Raw genomic sequence first — 19,241 nt, forward strand, 5'->3', positions numbered from 1 at the left:
GTCCATGGCGCTGCTTCTTGCGGTGCGAGTTTGCCTGCGGATTTCATCCAGATTGCAATGCGGCTGCGATCTTGTCGCAAGCTGTATCCCGGCTGAAATCCGGCTGGAACACGGGGTTTCTATTGGCGTGCAATGATCCTAGAACGCGCACCGATGGACCTTGAAACCCGCATCCTCATTGTCGACGACGATGACGGCATCCGCTCGCTCATCAGCGAGTTCCTGGGCAAGCACGGCTATGCCACCGAAACGGCCGCCGATCCCACCGAGATGCGCGAGCATCTGGCGCGCGCGGATTTCGACCTCATCGTGCTCGACGTGATGATGCCGCGCGAGGACGGGCTGACCGCTTTGCGTGCGCTCGGTCCCGGTGCCCCGCCGGTCATCATGCTCTCGGCCGTCGGTAGCGATGTCGATCGGATCGTCGGGCTGGAGATGGGCGCGGACGACTATCTGGCCAAGCCCTGCAATCCGCGCGAACTGCTCGCCCGCATTCGCACCGTGCTGCGGCGCCGGGCGAATATGGGGCCGGTGGAGCGGATCGTCTCGCCATCTTCCGTTCCCGAGCAGCGCCCGGTCAACGACATCCACTCGGGCGAGTGCCTCCATTTCGCCGGCTGGCGCATGGACCTGGGTCTGCGCCTGCTGTTCGATCCGGCCAATCGCCTGATCTCGCTGTCGGACGGCGAGTTCCGCCTGCTCAAGGCCTTTGCCGAGCACCCGCGCCGCGTGCTCACCCGCGACCAGTTGCTCGACTGGTCGCGCGGCGAGGACAGCGATCATTACGATCGTGCCATCGACGTCCAGCTTTCCCGCCTGCGCCGCAAGCTGGCGGAAGGCGAGGGCGGCGGCGACATCATCCGCACCGTACGCAATGAGGGCTACCTGTTCGTCCCGTCCGTTTCGGGCGACATTTCACCTGCGTGACAGCGCGCGCGCCAGCGGTGAGTCGTGGCGCGACAGAGATGAAATGCCTGTGAAATCCGATCGCAAAAGCGCTCTTCCACTCCTCGTCGTGACCTGATCCGCGACGCCGGTCTCCCGGCCCGTCGCGCGAAATGCGACACGAGGGGAGATTCAAGATGGAAGACCATGACCATGATGGCGGCCTCGCCCACGACCTGAAGACGATCAGTAAAAACCTGATAGGACGCCGCCGGGCGCTGGCCGTCCTGGCCAGTGCGGGCGGCTTTGCCGCGGTGACGGCCTGCGGCGGCGATGACGGTTCCTCATCCTCGGGCACCAGCGGATCGACCGGCTCGACGGGTTCCTCGTCGACATCGAGCACGAGCTCGACAAGCACGTCTTCCACCAGTTCGTCCACGACGACTTCGGGCGGGACCTCCAGCAGCAGCTGCATTGCCGATCCGACCGAGACCAACGGCCCCTATCCGGCCGACGGCACCAACAGCGCGAGCGGATCGACCTCCAACGTGCTGACCGTCAGCGGCGTGGTTCGTTCCGACATCCGGTCCAGCTTCATCAACTCCACCACTACGGCGGACGGCGTGCAACTGGAGCTGACGCTGCAACTGGTGGACGTGAACAACGGCTGCGCCGCCATCGAGGGCGCGGCGATATATATCTGGCAGTGCGATGCCGCGGGCAAATACTCGCTCTATTCCAGCGGCGTGACCACCGAGAGCTATCTGCGCGGCGTGCAGGTGACCGATGCCGAGGGCAAGGTGACGTTCACGACGATCTACCCCGCCTGCTATTCCGGACGCTGGCCGCATATCCATTTCGAGATCTTCACCGGTGGCCTGACTTCCGCGAGCACCGGCCGCACTGCCAGCCTGATCTCGCAGCTGGCCCTGCCTGCCGCGACCAATACCGCCGTTTTCACCGGCGACACGCGCTACACCGCCAGCATCGCCAACTACAATGCGATCTCGCTCTCCTCCGACAATGTCTTTGGAGACAACAGCTCGGCGCAGATCGCGCAGATGACGCCCACGCTGAGCGGCAGCCTGACCGCCGGATATACCGGCACTGCGCTCATCGGCATCGCTGCCTGACCGGCGGCAAACTGAAATCGTCGCCTGACTGAAATTCCAGCAGGACCTGAACCTCCCGGTCCTGCCTGATGCCCTGCGCTCACCAAGAGACCCATCATCATGAACTCGCTGCACACGTCTTCCAGCATCGGCGCGCTCGTTCTCGCGCTTTCCGCCGCACCTTCGCTTGCGGCTACGACCATTTCCACTTCCACGACCAAGGCGCTCGTCACCTCCAGTGCGGGTGACGTGACCGTGACCGAGGACGGTACGATCACCTTGCCCAGCGGCAGCGCGATCACCGTCGACAGCAACAATGCCGTCGACCTCGAAGGCGCGCTCGTCCTCGACGATGCCGATGGCGCCACCGGCATTACCATCAATGCCGGCACCACTTCGACCATCACCGTGGGCGAGGACGCCACGCTCACCGTGACCGAGGACTTCGTTCCCGCGGACACCGATTCCAACGGCATTGCCGACGGCGCGATCGCCTCGGCCAGCAACCGCTACGGCATCCATGTCCTGTCCGGCACGACCACCAGCGGCTCGATCCTCAACGAGGGCACGATCACGGTCGAAGGCCTGAACTCGGGCGGTATCGTCGTCGATTCGGACTATGTGGGCGACATCAGGAACACCGGCACGATCAACGTCATCGGCGACAACTCCGTCGGCATCTCGACCAGGAACGTCGATGGCGACGTGACGGTGGAAGGCACCGTCTACGCCACCGGCGCGGGTGCCCAGGGGCTGGTCGTGGACGGCGACGTCAGCGGCACCGTGACCATCCAGGGCACCGTCTCGCAGCGGGCCTCCTATACCGATGACGACAGCGCAACGATGGTCCTTTCGCGCGCCGCCCTGCGTTCGGGCGCGGCGACCGTGGAGATCACCGGCAACGTCGCTGGCGGCATCTATGTAGCGGCGCCCCCGGTCGACAACGACAGTACCAACGACGACGAGGACGGCGACGGGGTCGACGATGACGAGGAAGGCACCGGCGCGGTCGCGGCCTATGGCAACGGCCCGGCGATCCAGGTCGGCGGCACCAGCGACATCACCGTGGGCGGGGTGTCGAGCAATTCGGGCACCTACTCGATCGCCATCGACGGTTCGGTCACCTCCAATGCCTATTACAGCAATACCGATGCCTATGGTCTGGTGATCGGCGGTCAGGGTGGCAACGTCACCCTGACCGACGGCATCGGCGTGACCGGAACCCTCAGCGCCACGACCTACGATTCGGCGGCGACCGCATTGCTCATCAATGCGGGCAGCACCGTGACGAGCCTCTACAACAGCGGCTCGATCGCGGCCTCGATCACCTCGCAAGGGGAGGGTTCTTCCACCGCGATCCGCGACCTGTCCGGCACGCTGACGACGATCGAGAACACCGGCTACATCGCCGCAAGCGGATCGAGCACCGATACCCGCACGGCGATCGACCTGTCCGCCAACACCACCGGCGTCACCATCAACCAATACCTCAACGACGCCGATGCCGAGACCAGTGCCGACTATCTCGACGACAACGATACCGACACCGATCCGACCGTCTACACCGCGATCACCGGCAATATCCTGCTGGGTTCGGGCAACGACACCCTCAATGCCTCGTCGGGCACGATCACCGGCAACACCCTTTTCGGAGACGGCGACGACACGCTGAACCTCTCGGGCAATACGGTCTACACCGGCGATGTGTACTTCGGCAGCGGCATCGGCACGGCCACTCTGGCCGGAACCTCCAGCTTCGTCGGGACGATGGACTTCGACGGAAACGTCGGCACGCTTACCCTGTCGGGCAGCTCGGTCTATTCGGGCAACTTCGGCAATGCCGACAACCTGACAGTCACGGTGGGCAGCGGCGCCAAGCTGACCGCCAGCGATTCCGACAGCATCAGCTTCGGCAGCCTGATCGTGAAGTCGGGCGGCTCGCTGGGCGTCTATGTCGACACGGCCGAGGGCACCAGCTCGCTCTACACCGTAGCCAACGCCACGCTGGAGGAGGGCGCCAAGATCACCGCTACCGTCACCGATCTCGGCGATGCGGAAGGCACGTACACGGTGCTCACCGCCAGCAGCCTCGACGTGCAGGGCACGCTGAGCGCGACCGACACCGACTTGCCGTTCATCTACAACGGCGAAGTCTCGACCGATGCGAACAGCATCTATCTCACCATCGCGCGCAAGACGACCGACGAACTGGGCCTCACCCGCAGCGAGGCCTCGGCCTGGGACGCGATCTACGCGACGGCGCAGAACGACGACAGCCTGACTTCCAGCCTGCTCCAGGTCGAGAATTCGGCGACTCTCCAGAGCCAGGTCTCCGGCCTGCTGCCCGACCATTCGGGCGGTGTCTTCGATGCCGTGACCCACGGCGACCGCATGGCCTCGCGCCACCTTTCGGACGAGACTTCGCTGTTCACGATCTCCGACGTGGGCGGCTGGTTCGAGCCGGTCTACTGGCGCACCGCCAAGGATGCCGGTTCGACGGCGGGCTACAAGGCAAGCGGTTGGGGTCTCTCCGCCGGTGTCGAGAGGCGGACCGATCTCGGCTATTTCGGCGTGTCCTATGCCTGGCTCCATGGCACGGTGACCGATAACGGCGGCACCGGCGATCTGGGTGTCGGGCAGCACGACCTCGGCTTGTTCTGGCGCACCGGCAAGGGACCGTTCATGGCCTGGGCGCGCATCGGGGCCTCGAAGATCTCGGTCGATTCGACCCGCACGTTCACCGGCACGATCGACGACACCGATTTCACCTATTCGGCCGACGGCAAGTGGAGCGGCTGGATGTTCTCCGGCCTTGCGGGTGCGTCCTACCGCTTCCAGATGTCGCGCCGCTTCAACCTGAAGCCCAAGGTCGAACTGGAACAGTTCTGGCTGAAGGAGAACGGCTACAGCGAAACCGCCGACAGCGACGCGATCGCGCTAAGCGTGGCCAGCCGCACCAGCAAGATGACCACGGTGACGCCGACGCTGATCGCGTCCTACTCGCTGGGCACGATCTCGCCCGACTGGCGCCCGCTGACATTCCAGCTTGAAGCCGGTCGCCGGGAAGTGGTTTCGGGCAAGCTTGGCAGCACGACCGCTTACTTCAACGGCGGCGATACCTATGACGCGGGCGAGGCCTTCACGATCACGCCCGAGAGCCTGAAGGGCGCCTGGGTCAGCGAAGTCTCGATGCTGGCCGGCGGCTACGACTTTACCTGGAAGATCACCGCCCGCGCCGAGCGGACCCAGGATGCCACTGATCTCTCGGCCCGCGCTTCGCTGAGCGTGGCTTTCTAACGCAGGTTACATACCGTTCCGGAGGGCATCCGGAACGGTATTATTCCGGAGGGCAGCGTTACTCGGCCCGCAATTCGGTCAGGCGGCGCTCCCAGGCCAAGGCATGTTCGACGATCGTGCCGAGGTCGGCATACTTCGGCTGCCACGGCAGCGTCGCCTTGATCCGGCGATTGTCCGAGATCAGCGAATCGGGATCGCCCGCGCGGCGGCCCTGCAGGCGTCGGTCGATCGTGCGGTTGGTGACGCGGTCCACCGCGTCCAGCACGTCGAGCACCGAGAAGCCCTGGCCATAGCCGCAGTTCATCGTCAGCGACTCACTAGGCGCGGCGATCAGCGCCTCAAGCGCCAGGACGTGGGCACTGGCGAGGTCCGAGACGTGGATATAGTCGCGTACCCCGGTGCCGTCCGGCGTATTGAAATCGGTGCCGAACACGCCGACATGCTCGCGTTTGCCCAGTGCCGCTTCCACCGCCACCTTGATGAGGTGCGTGGCGCCTGCCGTCGACTGGCCGGTGCGGGCCTCGGGATCGGCCCCGGCGACGTTGAAGTAGCGCAGCGCGCAATAGTTGAAGGCATGGGCGCGGGATACGTCGCCCAGCATGATCTCGGTCATCAGCTTGGACATGCCGTAAGGATTGATCGGCAGCTTCGGGCTGTCCTCGGTCACCGGGGAGACTTCCGGGATGCCGTAAGTTGCCGCGGTCGAGCTGAAGATGAAGTGCGGCACGCCCGTCTTCACCGCGGCGTCGATCAGGGCGCGGCTCTTGGCGGTGTTGTTGTGATAGTATTTGAGCGGGTTCTCGACCGATTCCGGCACGATGATCGAACCGGCGAAATGCATCACCGCCTTGATCCCCTGTTCGCGGAAGATCCGCGCCAGCAGCGCCGCGTCCTCGATATCGCCTTCGTAGAGGGGAACGCCATCGGGGATGGCGAAGCGGAAGCCGGTGGTCAGGTTGTCGATCACGGAGACCGGCCAACCGGCATCCTTGAGGGCGAGAACGGCGTGGCTGCCGATATAACCGGCACCGCCGGTTACGAGGACGGGAATCTTGGCGCTCATGGTCTCGCTCTGCTGGGCGGCAACCCGGTTGGCGGGTCTGTGCCGGGTGGCTTTCGATATCCTGTTGGACGGCCGGTTCCGTCCGCGCAAGAGGGCAGGTGAGCGTGGTCGTTTCAACCGGTTAGAGGAATAGGCGGTCGTGCTGCGGTGCGTCAAATCGAACCGCCTCCATTGCGGTGCTATCCTTTCGCAAGTGCTAACCAATCGAAGGCGCGCTTTTAGGAGAAATACTGATATTCAACTGATGTCGCACGGTCCGGATCAGTTGAACGTCACATGAATGACGGTCGATCCGGCTGTCATCGATTGTGGCGCCATCGCGGATTCGCTGCCGAATGGCGGCCGAACCTCTCGCGACCCGATCGATTTCGCACTTGCGGAAGAGTTTTGCGACGTGCCGTTTTAGGAGTGGGTCTCGCCGTTTTTGAACAGGGCTCAAGCACTTGCACCCCTATGCTCCGCCGATTACCCGAATAGGTGATTGACTTAGGCCTTATGGAGACGACCGTAAGTGCACGGCACAAGAACGCTTCTCGGGCTCGCTGTCCTTTTTTCCGGCACGCTTCTGGCGGGTTGTACGTCGACGATGACACGCAACCCGAATGTTCCGGTCGGCGAGGCTGCTTATAGGACCATTCCGGCGACGATTCCCGCGCCGACCGTCTATGCGATCGCGCCGAAGGACGTTCTTCAGGTGCGCGTCTTCGGCGAACCCGATCTCTCGGTGGAGAAGGCGCGCGTGGACGAGGCCGGTTTCATCCAGCTTCCCTTCGCAGGGCAGGTCAAGGCGGCCGGCCGCAGCGCGCCGGAGGTCAAGGACGAGATCACCGGCATTCTCGCGCGCAAGTACCTGAAAGACCCGCAAGTCGCCGTCGCCGTGGATGAAGCCGCACCGCGCTTCGTGACGGTCGAGGGCGAGGTCAAGGTCCCCGGTTCCTTCGAGCTGAACAGCGATACCACGCTGCTGGGCGCTCTGGCGAAGGCGCAGAGTCCGTCGCCCACCGCAAAGCTCGATCAGGTGGTGATCTTCCGGACCATCGACGGGCAGCGCATGGTCGCGCGTTTCGACGTGAAGGACATTCGCGGCGGCGTCAGTCCCGATCCGATCATCATGGACGGTGATCTCGTCGTGGTCGGCAATTCGAAGATCAAGACGCTCTGGCAGGACTTCCTGAAGACGGCGCCGCTCTTCAATGCCTTCGCGGTGATGGCCCGCTGACGGTGGCGGCGATCCTTTCGCGGCGAAGGCGGTCCTCGCGGCCATGGCGGCGCAGCGAAAGGACAAGCGATGTTGTATCCTGAAAAATGGCGGGACTGATCCTATGAACTATCGAGTCGCCTTCCTGTCCCCGGTGTCCTTCTTCAAGGGCGGGGCGGAGCGGTCGCTGTTCGACCTGATGGCGAATCCCCATGTGGACCCGCTGCTGGTCGTTCCGGCGCAAGGTCCGGTGTCCGAACAGGCGGCGAGCCGGGGCATTCCGGTCGAAGTCGTGGATTTCGGCCAGGTCGCCGCGATCCGGCGGCCGGTGCGGCCGTCCAGCGTCAGCGCCGCGGTGGGTGACTGGATCGGCGCCGCGCGCCGGCTCAAGGACGTGACCAAGCGCCACGGCGCGCAGATCGTCCACAGCAATGGACTGAAGGCGCACTGCATCGCCGGTCTCGCGCGCAAGCTGGGCGGTGAGGCCTGCGTGTTCCACGTCCGCGACATCGCCGTGCGCGGGTCCGAGCGGCTGATCTGGAAGGGGCTGGCCCGCAGTTCCGACCACACCGTACTGGTCAGCCGGGCCTGCTGGCCAGGCGAGGCGCTGCCGCAGAACGTCTCGGTGGTGTTCAACGGCGTCAAGCGCGACGATGTGCCCCAATCTTTCCATGCCCGCGCTGGGGAAAGCGGGCTGGTCGTCGGCATCTGCGGGCGCATCCATCCGTTCAAGGGCCACCATGTCGCGCTCGACTGGCTCGGCGCCGCGCATCGGCGCGGACAGCGCATCACCCTGCTGGTGCGCGGCGAGGCGGAAGCGGAGGACCGGCCCTATCTCGAAAGCCTGAAGCGTCAGGCCGAGGCGCTGGGCCTCACGGACTTCGTCCGTTTCGAGGGGCGCTTCGAGGGTCTGGCCGCGATCTACAACGGCCTCGATGCGGTACTGGTGCCTTCCGAGACGCCCGATCCGCTGCCGCGTTCGGTGATGGAGGCGATGTCGATGGGCCTGCCGGTGGTCGGCTATCCGGCGGGCGGTATTGTCGAGATGATCGACCACCGCGAGAACGGCTGGCTGGCGGGCGACGCCGAGGCATTCTGCACGGCGATGGAGGAAATCTCCAGCCTCGGCCCGATGCTGGTCGAGCTTCAGAAGCGTGCCGCGCGCACGGTGGCCGAGCGCTTCGGCATGGAGCGCATGCACCGGCAGGTGAACGCGGTCTATTCGGCGGTGCTGGGCCGGTGATACGCTGGCAGCAGAGTAGCGGTGGACTTGGTTCCGCACGCCGCCGCGCGAGGCGTGCGCGCCTGCGCAACGGCATGCTGGCCGGGGTGCTGCTGCTCTGCCCGGGTGCCTTGTTGGCCGCCCTGCTGCTCCAGCCTGCCGCCGTTCGCTCCGAAAGCCATGTCGCCGCGCCGGTGGGGCAAGTGGTGGGCATTGCCGGCAACAACCTGACGCCCGCCGATCTTGATCGGGTGGCAGGACTGGGCCTGCGCTACGTGCGCAGCGACTTCAGCTGGGCCGGTACGGAGCGCAAGCCGGGCACTTACGACTTCGGCACTTATCTGGAGTTCGCGCGGGAAGTGCATGCGCGCGGGATGCGGCCGCTGTTCATTCTCGACTACGGCAACCCGGTCCACACGCCTTTCACCAAGATCCAGTGGCGCGGCCGCGACGAACGGCGCACTTCGCCGCCGGTCGCGCCGGAGCAAATCAAGGCTTACAGCGACTGGGCCGCTGCCGCCGCCAAGGCCTTCGCCCCCTACGACCCGATCTGGGAAGTCTGGAACGAGCCGGACCACCCCCGTTTCTGGCCGCCGAAACCGGACGCCGCCGCCTATGGCCGCATGGCGCTCGCCGCCTGCCAGGCGATCCGCGGTGCCGACGGTTCCGCCGAAGTCTACGGCCCCGCCGCCTCGAAGTGGGTGGACGGTGCGTTTCTCACGGCCTTGGCCGGTTCCAAGGCGGTGACCTGCTTCAGCCGGATCAGCGTTCATCCCTATCAGATGACCGGCGACGTCACCCGCGACGCGGCGCTCTGGGGCGGCCTGCGCCGCCGGATCGTGGCGGGCGGACAAGTGAAGGCCCCGAAGATCGCCAATTCCGAATGGGGCCGCCCGATCATCGGCCGCGTCGATGGCGAAGCCCAGGCGCGCTACCTCGTTCGCACGCTGGTCTCCGCGCTGGCCGCGGATGTGGCGCCGAACGTCTGGTATTCGTGGAAGGACGCGGGCAGCAATCCCGATTACGACCAGCACAATTTCGGCCTGCTGCAGGCGAACGGCACGCCCAAGCCCTCCTATTTCGCCTTGCAGACGCTGCTGAAGGAACTCGGCGCGATGCGCTATGTCTGCCCGGTCCAGCGCGCCGGAGTGGAAGGGGCGATCTTCTCGGGCGGGAACGGCGCCGCGGCGCTGGTCTGGGCCAAGGCCGGAGCGGCCCTGCTCGAACCGGCGAAACTGGTGCCTTCCGGCTGGAAGCTCGCGGGCTTGGTGGACATGACCGGCAAGGCCCTTCCCGGCGGCGAACAGCGGCTGGGCAATGCCCCCGTCTACTTGCGCCTGCGCCCCGCCGCCGGTGGCGCGCGACCGGCGCTGACCTGCCCCAAACCCGCATGAGCACGAGCGATATGAGCACTGCACCCTGCAACGGAGACAGTACGTCCATGACGTCCCGACGAATTCTCTTCATCATCCGCTCCTACCGGCCCGATCAGGTGGGCGGCGGCGCCAAGTCCGTGCAGACGCTGGCCGAGGGCCTCGTCGAGCGCGGCCACGACGTCCACATCCTGCGCCTCGCCCCGCGCGGCGAGGAAGCCGCCACCTTGCGCGCCGGGATGGAAGCTGGGGTGACCGGACCGGGCAAGCCGACGCTCCACGTCCTGCCGATCCGCAACATCTATTGGCCCTACGACAAGCGCCGCCGTTCCCCGGCGATGAAGGCGGTGTGGCACACGCTCGATCTCTGGAACTTCCGCGCCGCGCGCGACGTGCGGCAGATGCTGGACATCATCCGCCCCGATGTGGTCAACACCAGCATCATCGACGGCTTCTCCACCGCGATCCTGCGCGAGGCCAAGCGCAGCGGCGCGCGGCTGATCCACACGATGCGCGACTACTACCTGATCTGCAGCCGCTCCGGCATGTACCGCGCTGGTGAGAACTGCACCTCGCTCTGCTCGGGCTGCAAGGTGGTGGCCGGCGTCAATCGCCGCCAGACGCGCAATGTCGACATGTTCCTGTCCAACAGCGCCTTCGTGGCCGAGACTCATCGCCGCCACGGCGCTTTCGGGGACGACAAGCCCTGCGCGGTGCAGTGGAACGTCAACGACCGGCCGCTGGTGCCCGAGGCACGGGCACTGGCCGACGGCGCGCCGATGGTCTTCGGCTATATCGGCCGCCTCGCCCCGACCAAGGGCGTGGAGAAGCTGATCGAGGCGGTCCGCCAGTTGCCGCAGGGCGGGCGTCCCTGGTCGCTGGTGATCGCCGGCGACGGCGAACCCGGCTATGTCGAGGGGCTGAAGGCGCAGGCGGCAGGCGATCCGCGCGTCAAGTTCCTCGGCTGGCAGGCGGCGGAAGACTTCTACGGCGCGGTCGACGTGGTGATCTGCCCCTCGGTCTACAACGAGCCGCTGCCCCGCGTGATCTACGAGGCCTATGGCTTCGCGCTGCCGGTCGTCGCCTCGCGCGTCGGCGGCAATCCCGAAGTCGTGACTCCCGGAGAGACCGGCGAGCTTTACGAGGGCGAGGACGCGGCCGAACTGGCCGAGAAGATCCAGCACTTCCGCACTCTCCCGGCCGAGACTTACGCGCATTACAGCGCAGGGGCGCTCGACATGGGCGGCGTCTTCACCTCGGGCGCTGTGATCGATCGCTACGAGAGCCATCTGGAGAAGCTGTTCGATGCGGCCTGAGCGCGAAATGGCCGTGACGTTCGGAGAAGTGCCGCCGCTTCTTCCCGTGCCGACACGCCTGCCGGTGGGCCGCATGAGCCCCAGCAGCGGCGTGCTGCGCGCCTGGCAGCGCATGAGCGCGCTATGGGCCTCGGGGCCGGCGGGGCGCGTGCTCGCGCGGGCGATCCGCGGGCATATCCGCCGCGCCTACGGCTGCTACATCGCGCCGACGACGAAAGTGGGCGAGGCGGTCTACCTGCCGCACCCCGTGGGCGTGGTGATCGGCGACAATGCCGTGATCGCGGACGGCGTGACGATCTACCAGAACGTCACCATCGGTCAGGACGGCGCAGCCGGGCGCTGCCCGCGCATCGGCGCCGGGGCGACGATCTTCGCGGGCGCCACGGTGATCGGCGATATCGAGATCGGCGCGGGTGCAGTGATCGGCGCCAATGCCGTGGTCAAGACGTCGGTTCCGGCCGGGCACATCGCCGTGGGCGTTCCCGCGCGCATCCTGCCGCCGCGACCGGCGGCGCGCGTGGAGGCAGTGCGATGAGCGGCCCCCGCGCGATGGAAGGCGCGGGCCTCGTCTCGCTGTGGCTGCGCATGTGCCGCCTCCACCGACGCGGCGGCATAAGCCGGGTCATGGCGACGGCGATCCGGCGCTACATCCACTGGCGCTATGCCTGCCATATCTCCCCGCTCTCGCGCCCGGCGGGCTGGATCAACCTGCCCCATCCGGTGAGCATCGTGGTTGGCCATAATGTCGAGATCGGCGAGAACGCCACGATCTACCAGAACGTCACACTCGGCCAGTCCGGGCGTGGGGAGGGGTATCCGGTGATCGGCGCGGATGCGGTGATCTATGCCGGCGCCGTAGTCGTTGGGCCGCTCCGCATCGGCCGGGGAAGCCGGATCGGCGCCAACTCCGTGGTCCTGAGCGACGTGCCGGAAGGCGCCACTTCGGTCGGCGCCCCGGCGCGGATCGTGACGCCGAAGCGCAAGGATCGCCTCTCCGCATGAAGCTCGGGCGCATGAAACTTTCCAAGGGCGCGATCACCACGGCGGCGCTCGGCATTTCCAGCGGGCTGAACTTCCTCTCGCTGATCGTCTGGACGCACCTGCTCAGCCCCGCCGAGTTCGGCACTTACGCGCTGGTCTCGGCGACGGTGCTGTTCCTCAACGCCGCGATCTTCGAGTGGCTGCGCCTCACCGCCTCGCGGCTGCTCTACGATCCCGAGGCCGAGCACCAGCTCAATCCCGACATCGCCAATGCGCTCTCCATGGTCGGCCTCGGGCTGATCCTGCTGCTGCTGCCAGTGGCGCTGTCGCTGCGCGCGTTCCAGATTCATTTCCTCGGCGTCGCGCCGGACTGGTGGCCGGCCATGTGGCTCTGGCTGTTCTCGGAAATGCTCTTCGCGATCAGCACCGTCACCGCGCGCCTGCGCCTGCTGGGCTGGCGCTTCTTCGCGATGATGACGCTGCGCTCCTCGCTCTCGCTGGCGGTGGGCGCGGTGCTCGTGTGGTTCTTCGACATGGGCGCGCTGGGCGTGGCCTTGGGCATCCTCGGCGCCCAGATCGGCTGCGCGGTGCTCGGCAACCTGACCGATGCCGCCTGGCGAGAGCTTCGGCCCTTCCGCGCCCGCCGCGCCGATCTCAAGGAAATCATGCGCTACGGCGCGCCGCTGATCGTCAGTTCCGGTCTCGGCTATGCCAGCGCCGTAGCGGACCGCTACATCGTCTCCTCCACGCTCGGCAAGGCGGCGGTCGGCCAATATTCGGTCTCGGTGGACGTCGTGCCAAAAACAGTCATCTTCCTGATGCTGGCGGTCAACTTGTCCGCCTATCCCGCCATCGTCCGCGCTTTCGAGAAGGACGGGCGCGAGGCGGGCGAGAAGATCCTGGCCGAGAACTTCATCATCTACCTGATGATCGGTGCCCCGGCGGCGGCGATCCTCGCGGCGCTCTCGCCCGGCGTGGCGCGGCTCTTCGTTGGTCCTTCGTTCCGCGACACGGTGGCCATGCTGCTGCCTTATGTGGCGATCGCGGCGATCCTGAAGGCGCTGACGACCTTCCACCTCTCGGTCGCGCTGCAACTCGTCAAGAAGACCCGGCTGCTGATCATCTCGCCTGCCGTCAATCTGGCGCTGCTGGTGCCGAGTGGGATCATCGGCGTGAAGCTGGCGGGTCTCACCGGCATGGCGATCGGCATCGCCATCTCGCAGATCGGCAGCTTCGCGCTGTTCTACCTGGTGGTGAGCCGCCATGTCCGCACCCCGTTGCTGACGCGGTCCTCGCTGTTCGTGGTCGTGCTCTCGCTGGCGCTTGGCGCAGCGCTGGTGCCGCTGCGGGGCTTCAGCGAGCCGGTCGCCTGCCTCGGTCTGCTGGGCGCGGCAGGCCTCGTCTACTGCCTGGTGATCTGGCGCGGTCGCGGATGGATCATGCGCAACAGCCAGAGCTGGAGCATGGCATGAAGGCGGACGCCCAGCCCAGATACACTCCACCGCGACCCGTTTCGCGTGAACCCGGCAAGCGCAGCTTCGCCACGCTTCTGACCGGACTGACCGGCGCCGCCGTGCTGCTCATCATGGCGCGCGAGGTCTTCGGCGGGGCGGCGCGCTATTACTTCGACCGTTTCGGCCTCGGCCCGCTCTGGTTCGTTCCCGATCTCGCGGTCATTGCGGTGGTGCTGATGCGGATGCTGCTCGCCGCCGTGACCCTGCGCCTGCCGACGCCGCTGATCTGGCTTTTCGCCGCAACCATCGTCCAGATGGCGGTCGGCATGGTGGTCTATCACAACCCGGTCGCGGTGTTTTCCGGCTTCAAGCTGCTCTGCCCGGTGATCGCCGTGCTCATGCTGCCGCCGAGCTACATCAACGCCAAGTGGTGGCGCACGGCCTGTCTCGTGCTGCTGGTGCTGGGCATTGCGGGCATCGCCGCCGATACGCGCATGACAATGCCCTGGACCGGCTATTCGGTCTCGCAGTTCGGCGTCGAGCGTGAGGCGGGCCGCGAATGGTGGATTCACGGGCAGGAGCGCATCGCCGGACTCGGCGCGGCGAGCAGTGCCTCGGCCAGTATCCTGCTGTTGCTCGCCCTGATCGTGCTGCGACAGGCCCGCGCCTGGCATGTGCGCCTGCTGATCTATGTCGCGACGCTCTGGGCGCTGAACACCACGACTTCGCGCACCAACCTCATTGCGCTCGCCGTGGCCATGGCGGTCGACTTCTGGCCCTGGCACTGGTTCCAGAACCTCGGGCCGGGCCGCAAGTCGCTGGGCGGGCTGCTCTCGATCTGCTTCTTCCTGCCCGCGGTCGCGGGATTGTGGTTGCTGGCGATCGACGGCGTGGGCGAAATTTCCGTGGGCATGAGCAGCACGGTCGTGCGCCTCCACGTCACCTGGCCGGGCGTCTGGGACATGATCGTGGACGGCGGTCCCGCCACCGCGCTGCTCGGCCATGGCTTTGGCTCGGTCGGTCCGGCGGCGTTTTACACCGGGGTCTATGTCTCGCCGTTCAGCGCCGTGGACAACCTGTTCCTCTACATCCTCTACCAGTTCGGTTTGTTCGGCCTGCTGATGGGCGTGGAACTGATCCGGCGACTGGTGCGCATTCCCCGGCCGGACCGCCACATCGGTTTCGTGATCGCGATCCTTTCGGCCACGATCAATTGCCAGGGCGCCGCGCCGCTGGTGCTGATCGGCCTCGCCGCCTCGCTCGGAGCCTACCCGGCGCTGGCGAACACCGCGAGGCATACGGCGCGCAAGGCGATCCGCATGCTCCCGAAACCGCGCCCGGCTGCGGGCGCGTGGCAGCCCCGGACGCTGTGATGACTTACCCGAGGAAGTCATGAGAATTAAGGGTCTGGACGCCGCGCGCGGCGCCGCGATCGTCTTCGTCGTGTTCGGCCACGTTTGGCGCGGGCTGGACGGTCAGGGACTGGTCGATCCGCATCTGTTCGAGACGATCGACAGGGCGGTCTACCTGTTCCATATGCCGGTGTTCTTCCTGATCTCGGGCATGCTGTTCAAGGTGCCGGAGAAGCTGCTCGGCGGGTTCTCGCGGATATCGGTGAACCTGCTCTGGCCGATGTGCCTCTGGGCCTGGGTCGAGGGCTGCGTTCATCTCGTCACGGGCGCGGGCAACAAGGGCCGCATCTCGCCTTTCGAAGTGCTGACCTACCCTTTCCCGCCCAAGAGCGTGTTCTGGTTCCTGCTGGCGCTGTTCCTGTTCCAGGCGGCGGCGATGGTCCTGCGCGGCCGGGTCGCGGCGACCGTGATCACGGTGGGCAGCGTGGCGGTGGTCGTGCTGGCGCAGCCGCAGGGGCTGACTGGCCAGATCGTCCAGCACGCGCCGTTCTTCTTCGTCGGATTGCTGGCCGGTACGCGCTGGCTGGAGAAGGGCCTCCCGATCGCGGCCTGCCTCGCGGCATTTGTGCTGGCGGAGGCGGTGGCCTGGGCGCTTGCCGTCTCGCCCTTCGAGAGCGTGCCTGCCTACCTCTGCGGCTTCGTGGCCTGTGTCGGCTTCCTCGGCATTTGCCTCAAGGGCTCGGCGCTCGTGCGCAAACTCGGCGAACGGACGATGCCGATCTACCTCACGCATATCATCTTCGCCGCGGGCATGCGGGTCGTGCTGACGCGGCTTGGGCTGAAGGACGTGGCCACGGTCGTGCTAGTTTCGACCGCGGCAGGCGTGATGTTGCCGCTGATCCTCTTCGATTTGTCCCAGCGTCTCGGACTTGCGGGCGTGCTCGGCTTCGAACCGCTGCGAAAGCGCCGTGTGGCGGTAGCGGTTCCGGCGACGGCGGGCTGATCCCGGCACAAAAAAGGCCGCCCGATGAGGCGGCCTTTTTCGTTTCCAGCGGCGCGGATCAGACCTGATAGTAATCCCGATACCAGTCCACGAAGTTCGCCACGCCTTCCTTCACCGAAGTCGTCGGGCGGTAGCCGGTAAGCTGCTGGAGCAGCGAGGCATCGGCCCAGGTCGCGGGCACGTCACCGGGCTGCATCGGCATCATGTTGATCTCGGCCTTCACGCCGGTCGCCGTCTCGATGGCACGGACGAAGTCCATGAGCTGCACCGAATCCGAGTTGCCGATATTGACCGCGCGCCACGGCGCCACCGGCGAGAGACTGTCGTGCTCGGCAATGTCCTCGGCGCTTTCGGGGCGGACCGGGGCGCTGTCGATCAGCAGGCGGATGCCCTGCACGAGGTCTTCCACATAAGTGAAGTCGCGCTTCATGTCGCCGTGGTTGTAGACGTCGATCGGCTTGCCGGCGAGGATGTTCTTGGTGAACTTGAACAGCGCCATGTCCGGGCGGCCCCAGGGACCGTAGACCGTGAAGAAGCGGAACATCGTGATCGGCAGGCCGTAGAGATGGGCATAGGAATGCGCCATCGCTTCATTGGCCTTCTTCGTCGCCGCATAGAACGACATCTGCGTGTCGACCTTGTGCGTCTCCGCATAAGGCATCTCGGTATTGGCGCCGTAGACCGATGACGTGGACGCCATCAGCATGTGCTGCGGCGGATAGGCACGCGCGGCTTCCAGCAATTCGAACACGCCGATCAGGTTCGCCTCGACATAGGCGCGCGGATTGTCGATCGAATAGCGCACGCCCGCCTGGGCGGCGAGGTTGACGACGATGTCTGGCTGCTCGTCCGCGAAAAGCTGCATCAGCCGGTCGGGATCTTCCAGCTTGCCCTTGATGAAGCGGAAATGCTCGTTCTGGCTGAGCATCGCCAGGCGGCGCTCTTTAAGGGCTACTTCGTAGTAATCGTTGAGGCTGTCGAGGCCGATCACGCGAAAACCGTCATCCAGCAGTCTGCGACAGAGGTAGTACCCAATAAAACCCGCGGCGCCCGTAATCAAAGCCGTGCGGGGGGCTGCCTTGCCGACGACGTCATCAGTCATGCTAAAGTCCAGATTTTGTGGAGATGTCCGCACTTTGTGAAGGGGCGATGAAGTCTTGGCAAGTGACCTTTAGGGGCAGGCGTCCGAAGTGGGGAACGGGTGGCCGACAGTTTGCAGACCGGTTGTTTGCAGTCGAGCGTGTTTCGACCGCGGCCATGCCATCCTACAAAACGGATCGGGCGGGAGAGCGTCCGACGATCGAATCATTTTGCGCCGCAGCATTCTGTCGCCGAACATGATCGCTCACGACCATGGCCTGACCGTTTCGTCCTGTCGGGCGAGCGCATGCGGTGAGCCGTTGGTAAATTATGCTGAAACTATTATTTTCTATCAGTAAGATGTCTGCAAGATGAACGGCGATGCCGATGCCTTCGGGTTGGCCATGATGCGAATCGGCAAGATGCTCGGAGAGTACCCGGCATCGCTTTGAACTGACCGCTTGTCTCCTTTTCGAGGTGCTCTTGGGTGCGGCGCAGCATCCTTCAGGGCGTCGATTTGCGGTGGCAAATGGATTCCGTCGCGTTACTGCACCCGATTATCCCATATTTCCGTGAAGCGCTTGAACAGTCAGGCGATCCTCGGCAGAGCTTGCTTGCCCATTGGTAGCAGTTTCAGCGGCCGGAACTTTCCGATATGCCCCCTTCGGAAGTTCCGGTCGCTGTTACCGGCACGAAATTGCCGAACCTGCCCGCCGGGCCGGTCAGAGGAGCAGAAATGAAGATCGCTGTTGCAGGCGTTGGTTATGTCGGTCTGTCGAATGCGCTGCTGCTGGCGCAGAACCACGAAGTCGTGGCGAAGGACGTCGTTCCTACCAAGGTGGACATGATAAATGCCGGTCGCTCGCCGATCGTCGATGCCGAGTGCGAGGAATTCCTCCGCCGCGACGACCTGAATCTGCGCGCGACGCTTGATCCTGTCGAGGCCTACACGGGCGCCGATTACGTGATCATCGCCGCGCCGACCAACTATGACGAAGTGACCAATCGCTTCGACACCACGCTGGTCGAGGCCGTGATCCGTGAAGTCATGGAACATGCGCCCGACGCGGTCATGGTCATCAAGTCGACCATCCCCGTCGGCTTCACTACTGCGACCGCGCAGGCGATGGGAACGCGGAACCTGATCTTCAGCCCGGAGTTCCTGCGCGAGGGCCGGGCGCTTCACGACAACCTCCATCCCAGTCGTATCGTAGTCGGTGAACAGTCGGAGCGGGCGAAAGTCTTCGCTGAACTGCTGCTGGAAGGCGCGATCAAAAAAGACGTGCCGGTTCTTTTCACCGATCCTTCCGAAGCGGAAGCGATCAAGCTATTTGCCAATACCTATCTCGCAATGCGCGTCGCCTACTTCAACGAGCTGGACAGCTACGCCCTGTCGCGCGGACTGGAAGCGCGGCAGATCATCGAAGGCATCGGCCTCGATCCGCGCATCGGCACGCACTACAACAATCCTTCCTTCGGTTACGGCGGATACTGCCTGCCCAAGGATACGAAGCAGTTGCTGGCCAATTACCACGACGTGCCGCAGACCATCATCGGTGCCATCGTCGAGGCCAACCGCACCCGCAAGGACTTCATTTCCGATGCGGTCCTGGCGCGCAAGCCCAAGGTGGTCGGCTTCTACCGCCTCGTCATGAAGGCCGGTTCCGACAACTTCCGCCAGAGTTCGATCCAGGGCATCATGAAGCGGATCAAGGCAAAGGGCATCGAAACGGTGCTCTACGAGCCGAGCTTCCCCGAGGCGAGCTTCTTCAACACGCCGGTCGAATCCGATCTGGAAACCTTCAAGCGGCGGGCCGACGTGATCGTCACCAACCGCATTCTGCCCGAACTGGACGACGTGAAGGACAAGGTGTTCTCGCGCGACCTGTTCGGGTCCGACTAGCC

General features: G+C 65.3%; 15 protein-coding genes. 13 read left to right on the forward strand and 2 right to left on the reverse strand.

Annotated elements, in window-relative coordinates; all coding sequences use genetic code 11:
- Positions 1–132: 132 nt before the first annotated feature.
- The 3 genes from V7066_RS03580 (at position 133) to V7066_RS03590 (ending at position 5,294) form a co-directional block, all read left to right on the forward strand.
- Complete coding sequence (locus V7066_RS03580; protein ID WP_334181864.1) at positions 133–927, forward strand: response regulator; 795 nt, start codon at positions 133–135, stop codon at positions 925–927.
- 155 nt (positions 928–1,082) lie between these two features.
- Positions 1,083–2,018, forward strand: coding sequence for an intradiol ring-cleavage dioxygenase (locus V7066_RS03585; RefSeq protein WP_334181865.1), 936 nt, complete (start codon positions 1,083–1,085; stop codon positions 2,016–2,018).
- Between the two features lie 99 nt (positions 2,019–2,117).
- Complete coding sequence (locus V7066_RS03590) at positions 2,118–5,294, forward strand: autotransporter outer membrane beta-barrel domain-containing protein (RefSeq protein ID WP_334181866.1); 3,177 nt, start codon at positions 2,118–2,120, stop codon at positions 5,292–5,294.
- A 58-nt stretch (positions 5,295–5,352) separates the two neighbouring features.
- Here the strand turns inward: V7066_RS03590 and galE are convergent, their stop codons facing one another.
- Positions 5,353–6,357 carry a UDP-glucose 4-epimerase GalE gene (galE, locus tag V7066_RS03595; RefSeq protein WP_334181867.1) on the reverse strand — a complete coding sequence of 335 codons (1,005 nt, stop codon included), beginning with the start codon at positions 6,355–6,357 and terminating at the stop codon, positions 5,353–5,355.
- Positions 6,358–6,943: 586 nt separating this feature from the next.
- Here galE and V7066_RS03600 point away from each other — a divergent pair.
- The 9 genes from V7066_RS03600 (at position 6,944) to V7066_RS03640 (ending at position 16,256) form a co-directional block, all read left to right on the forward strand.
- Complete coding sequence (locus V7066_RS03600; protein ID WP_334181868.1) at positions 6,944–7,576, forward strand: polysaccharide biosynthesis/export family protein; 633 nt, start codon at positions 6,944–6,946, stop codon at positions 7,574–7,576.
- Positions 7,577–7,679: 103 nt separating this feature from the next.
- Positions 7,680–8,798: a glycosyltransferase family 4 protein gene (locus V7066_RS03605; RefSeq protein ID WP_334181869.1), complete on the forward strand. Its 1,119-nt coding sequence runs from the start codon at positions 7,680–7,682 to the stop codon at positions 8,796–8,798.
- Positions 8,795–10,171, forward strand: a complete 1,377-nt coding sequence (locus V7066_RS03610) for a hypothetical protein (RefSeq protein WP_334181870.1) — start codon at positions 8,795–8,797, stop codon at positions 10,169–10,171. The genes V7066_RS03605 and V7066_RS03610 overlap by 4 nt, the downstream gene beginning before the upstream one ends.
- Before the next feature lie 47 nt (positions 10,172–10,218).
- On the forward strand, positions 10,219–11,466 hold the full coding sequence (locus tag V7066_RS03615; RefSeq protein WP_334181871.1) for a glycosyltransferase family 4 protein: 1,248 nt from the start codon (positions 10,219–10,221) through the stop codon (positions 11,464–11,466).
- Positions 11,456–12,001 carry a serine O-acetyltransferase gene (locus tag V7066_RS03620; protein ID WP_334181872.1) on the forward strand — a complete coding sequence of 182 codons (546 nt, stop codon included), beginning with the start codon at positions 11,456–11,458 and terminating at the stop codon, positions 11,999–12,001. Before V7066_RS03615 ends, V7066_RS03620 begins: the two co-directional genes overlap by 11 nt.
- Positions 11,998–12,468, forward strand: a complete 471-nt coding sequence (locus V7066_RS03625; RefSeq protein WP_334181873.1) for a serine O-acetyltransferase — start codon at positions 11,998–12,000, stop codon at positions 12,466–12,468. Before V7066_RS03620 ends, V7066_RS03625 begins: the two co-directional genes overlap by 4 nt.
- Positions 12,465–13,919, forward strand: coding sequence for a lipopolysaccharide biosynthesis protein (locus V7066_RS03630; protein WP_334181874.1), 1,455 nt, complete (start codon positions 12,465–12,467; stop codon positions 13,917–13,919). The genes V7066_RS03625 and V7066_RS03630 overlap by 4 nt, the downstream gene beginning before the upstream one ends.
- The gene (locus V7066_RS03635) at positions 13,916–15,274 is read left to right on the forward strand and encodes an O-antigen ligase family protein (RefSeq protein ID WP_334181875.1); all 1,359 of its coding nucleotides are present in this window, start codon (positions 13,916–13,918) and stop codon (positions 15,272–15,274) included. The genes V7066_RS03630 and V7066_RS03635 overlap by 4 nt, the downstream gene beginning before the upstream one ends.
- Before the next feature lie 19 nt (positions 15,275–15,293).
- On the forward strand, positions 15,294–16,256 hold the full coding sequence (locus tag V7066_RS03640; protein ID WP_334181876.1) for an acyltransferase family protein: 963 nt from the start codon (positions 15,294–15,296) through the stop codon (positions 16,254–16,256).
- Between the two features lie 58 nt (positions 16,257–16,314).
- Here the strand turns inward: V7066_RS03640 and V7066_RS03645 are convergent, their stop codons facing one another.
- Positions 16,315–17,358: an NAD-dependent epimerase gene (locus V7066_RS03645; RefSeq protein ID WP_334181877.1), complete on the reverse strand. Its 1,044-nt coding sequence runs from the start codon at positions 17,356–17,358 to the stop codon at positions 16,315–16,317.
- 714 nt (positions 17,359–18,072) lie between these two features.
- On the opposite strand from V7066_RS03645, the gene V7066_RS03650 reads away from it, so the two are divergent.
- Positions 18,073–19,239: a nucleotide sugar dehydrogenase gene (locus tag V7066_RS03650; protein WP_334181878.1), complete on the forward strand. Its 1,167-nt coding sequence runs from the start codon at positions 18,073–18,075 to the stop codon at positions 19,237–19,239.
- Positions 19,240–19,241 lie beyond the last annotated feature (2 nt).

Origin of the sequence: Novosphingobium sp. (assembly GCF_036820275.1) — a bacterium.
Classification (GTDB): Bacteria; Pseudomonadota; Alphaproteobacteria; order Sphingomonadales; family Sphingomonadaceae; genus Novosphingobium.

Coding starts and splice junctions, on each gene's coding strand:
- V7066_RS03580 (WP_334181864.1), top strand. CDS start 133: ATGATCCTAGAACGCGCACCGATGGACCTTGAAACCCGCATCCTCATT.
- V7066_RS03585 (WP_334181865.1), top strand. CDS start 1,083: ATGGAAGACCATGACCATGATGGCGGCCTCGCCCACGACCTGAAGACG.
- V7066_RS03590 (WP_334181866.1), top strand. CDS start 2,118: ATGAACTCGCTGCACACGTCTTCCAGCATCGGCGCGCTCGTTCTCGCG.
- galE (WP_334181867.1), bottom strand. CDS start 6,357: ATGAGCGCCAAGATTCCCGTCCTCGTAACCGGCGGTGCCGGTTATATC.
- V7066_RS03600 (WP_334181868.1), top strand. CDS start 6,944: ATGACACGCAACCCGAATGTTCCGGTCGGCGAGGCTGCTTATAGGACC.
- V7066_RS03605 (WP_334181869.1), top strand. CDS start 7,680: ATGAACTATCGAGTCGCCTTCCTGTCCCCGGTGTCCTTCTTCAAGGGC.
- V7066_RS03615 (WP_334181871.1), top strand. CDS start 10,219: ATGACGTCCCGACGAATTCTCTTCATCATCCGCTCCTACCGGCCCGAT.
- V7066_RS03620 (WP_334181872.1), top strand. CDS start 11,456: ATGCGGCCTGAGCGCGAAATGGCCGTGACGTTCGGAGAAGTGCCGCCG.
- V7066_RS03625 (WP_334181873.1), top strand. CDS start 11,998: ATGAGCGGCCCCCGCGCGATGGAAGGCGCGGGCCTCGTCTCGCTGTGG.
- V7066_RS03630 (WP_334181874.1), top strand. CDS start 12,465: ATGAAGCTCGGGCGCATGAAACTTTCCAAGGGCGCGATCACCACGGCG.
- V7066_RS03635 (WP_334181875.1), top strand. CDS start 13,916: ATGAAGGCGGACGCCCAGCCCAGATACACTCCACCGCGACCCGTTTCG.
- V7066_RS03640 (WP_334181876.1), top strand. CDS start 15,294: ATGAGAATTAAGGGTCTGGACGCCGCGCGCGGCGCCGCGATCGTCTTC.
- V7066_RS03645 (WP_334181877.1), bottom strand. CDS start 17,358: ATGACTGATGACGTCGTCGGCAAGGCAGCCCCCCGCACGGCTTTGATT.
- V7066_RS03650 (WP_334181878.1), top strand. CDS start 18,073: ATGAAGATCGCTGTTGCAGGCGTTGGTTATGTCGGTCTGTCGAATGCG.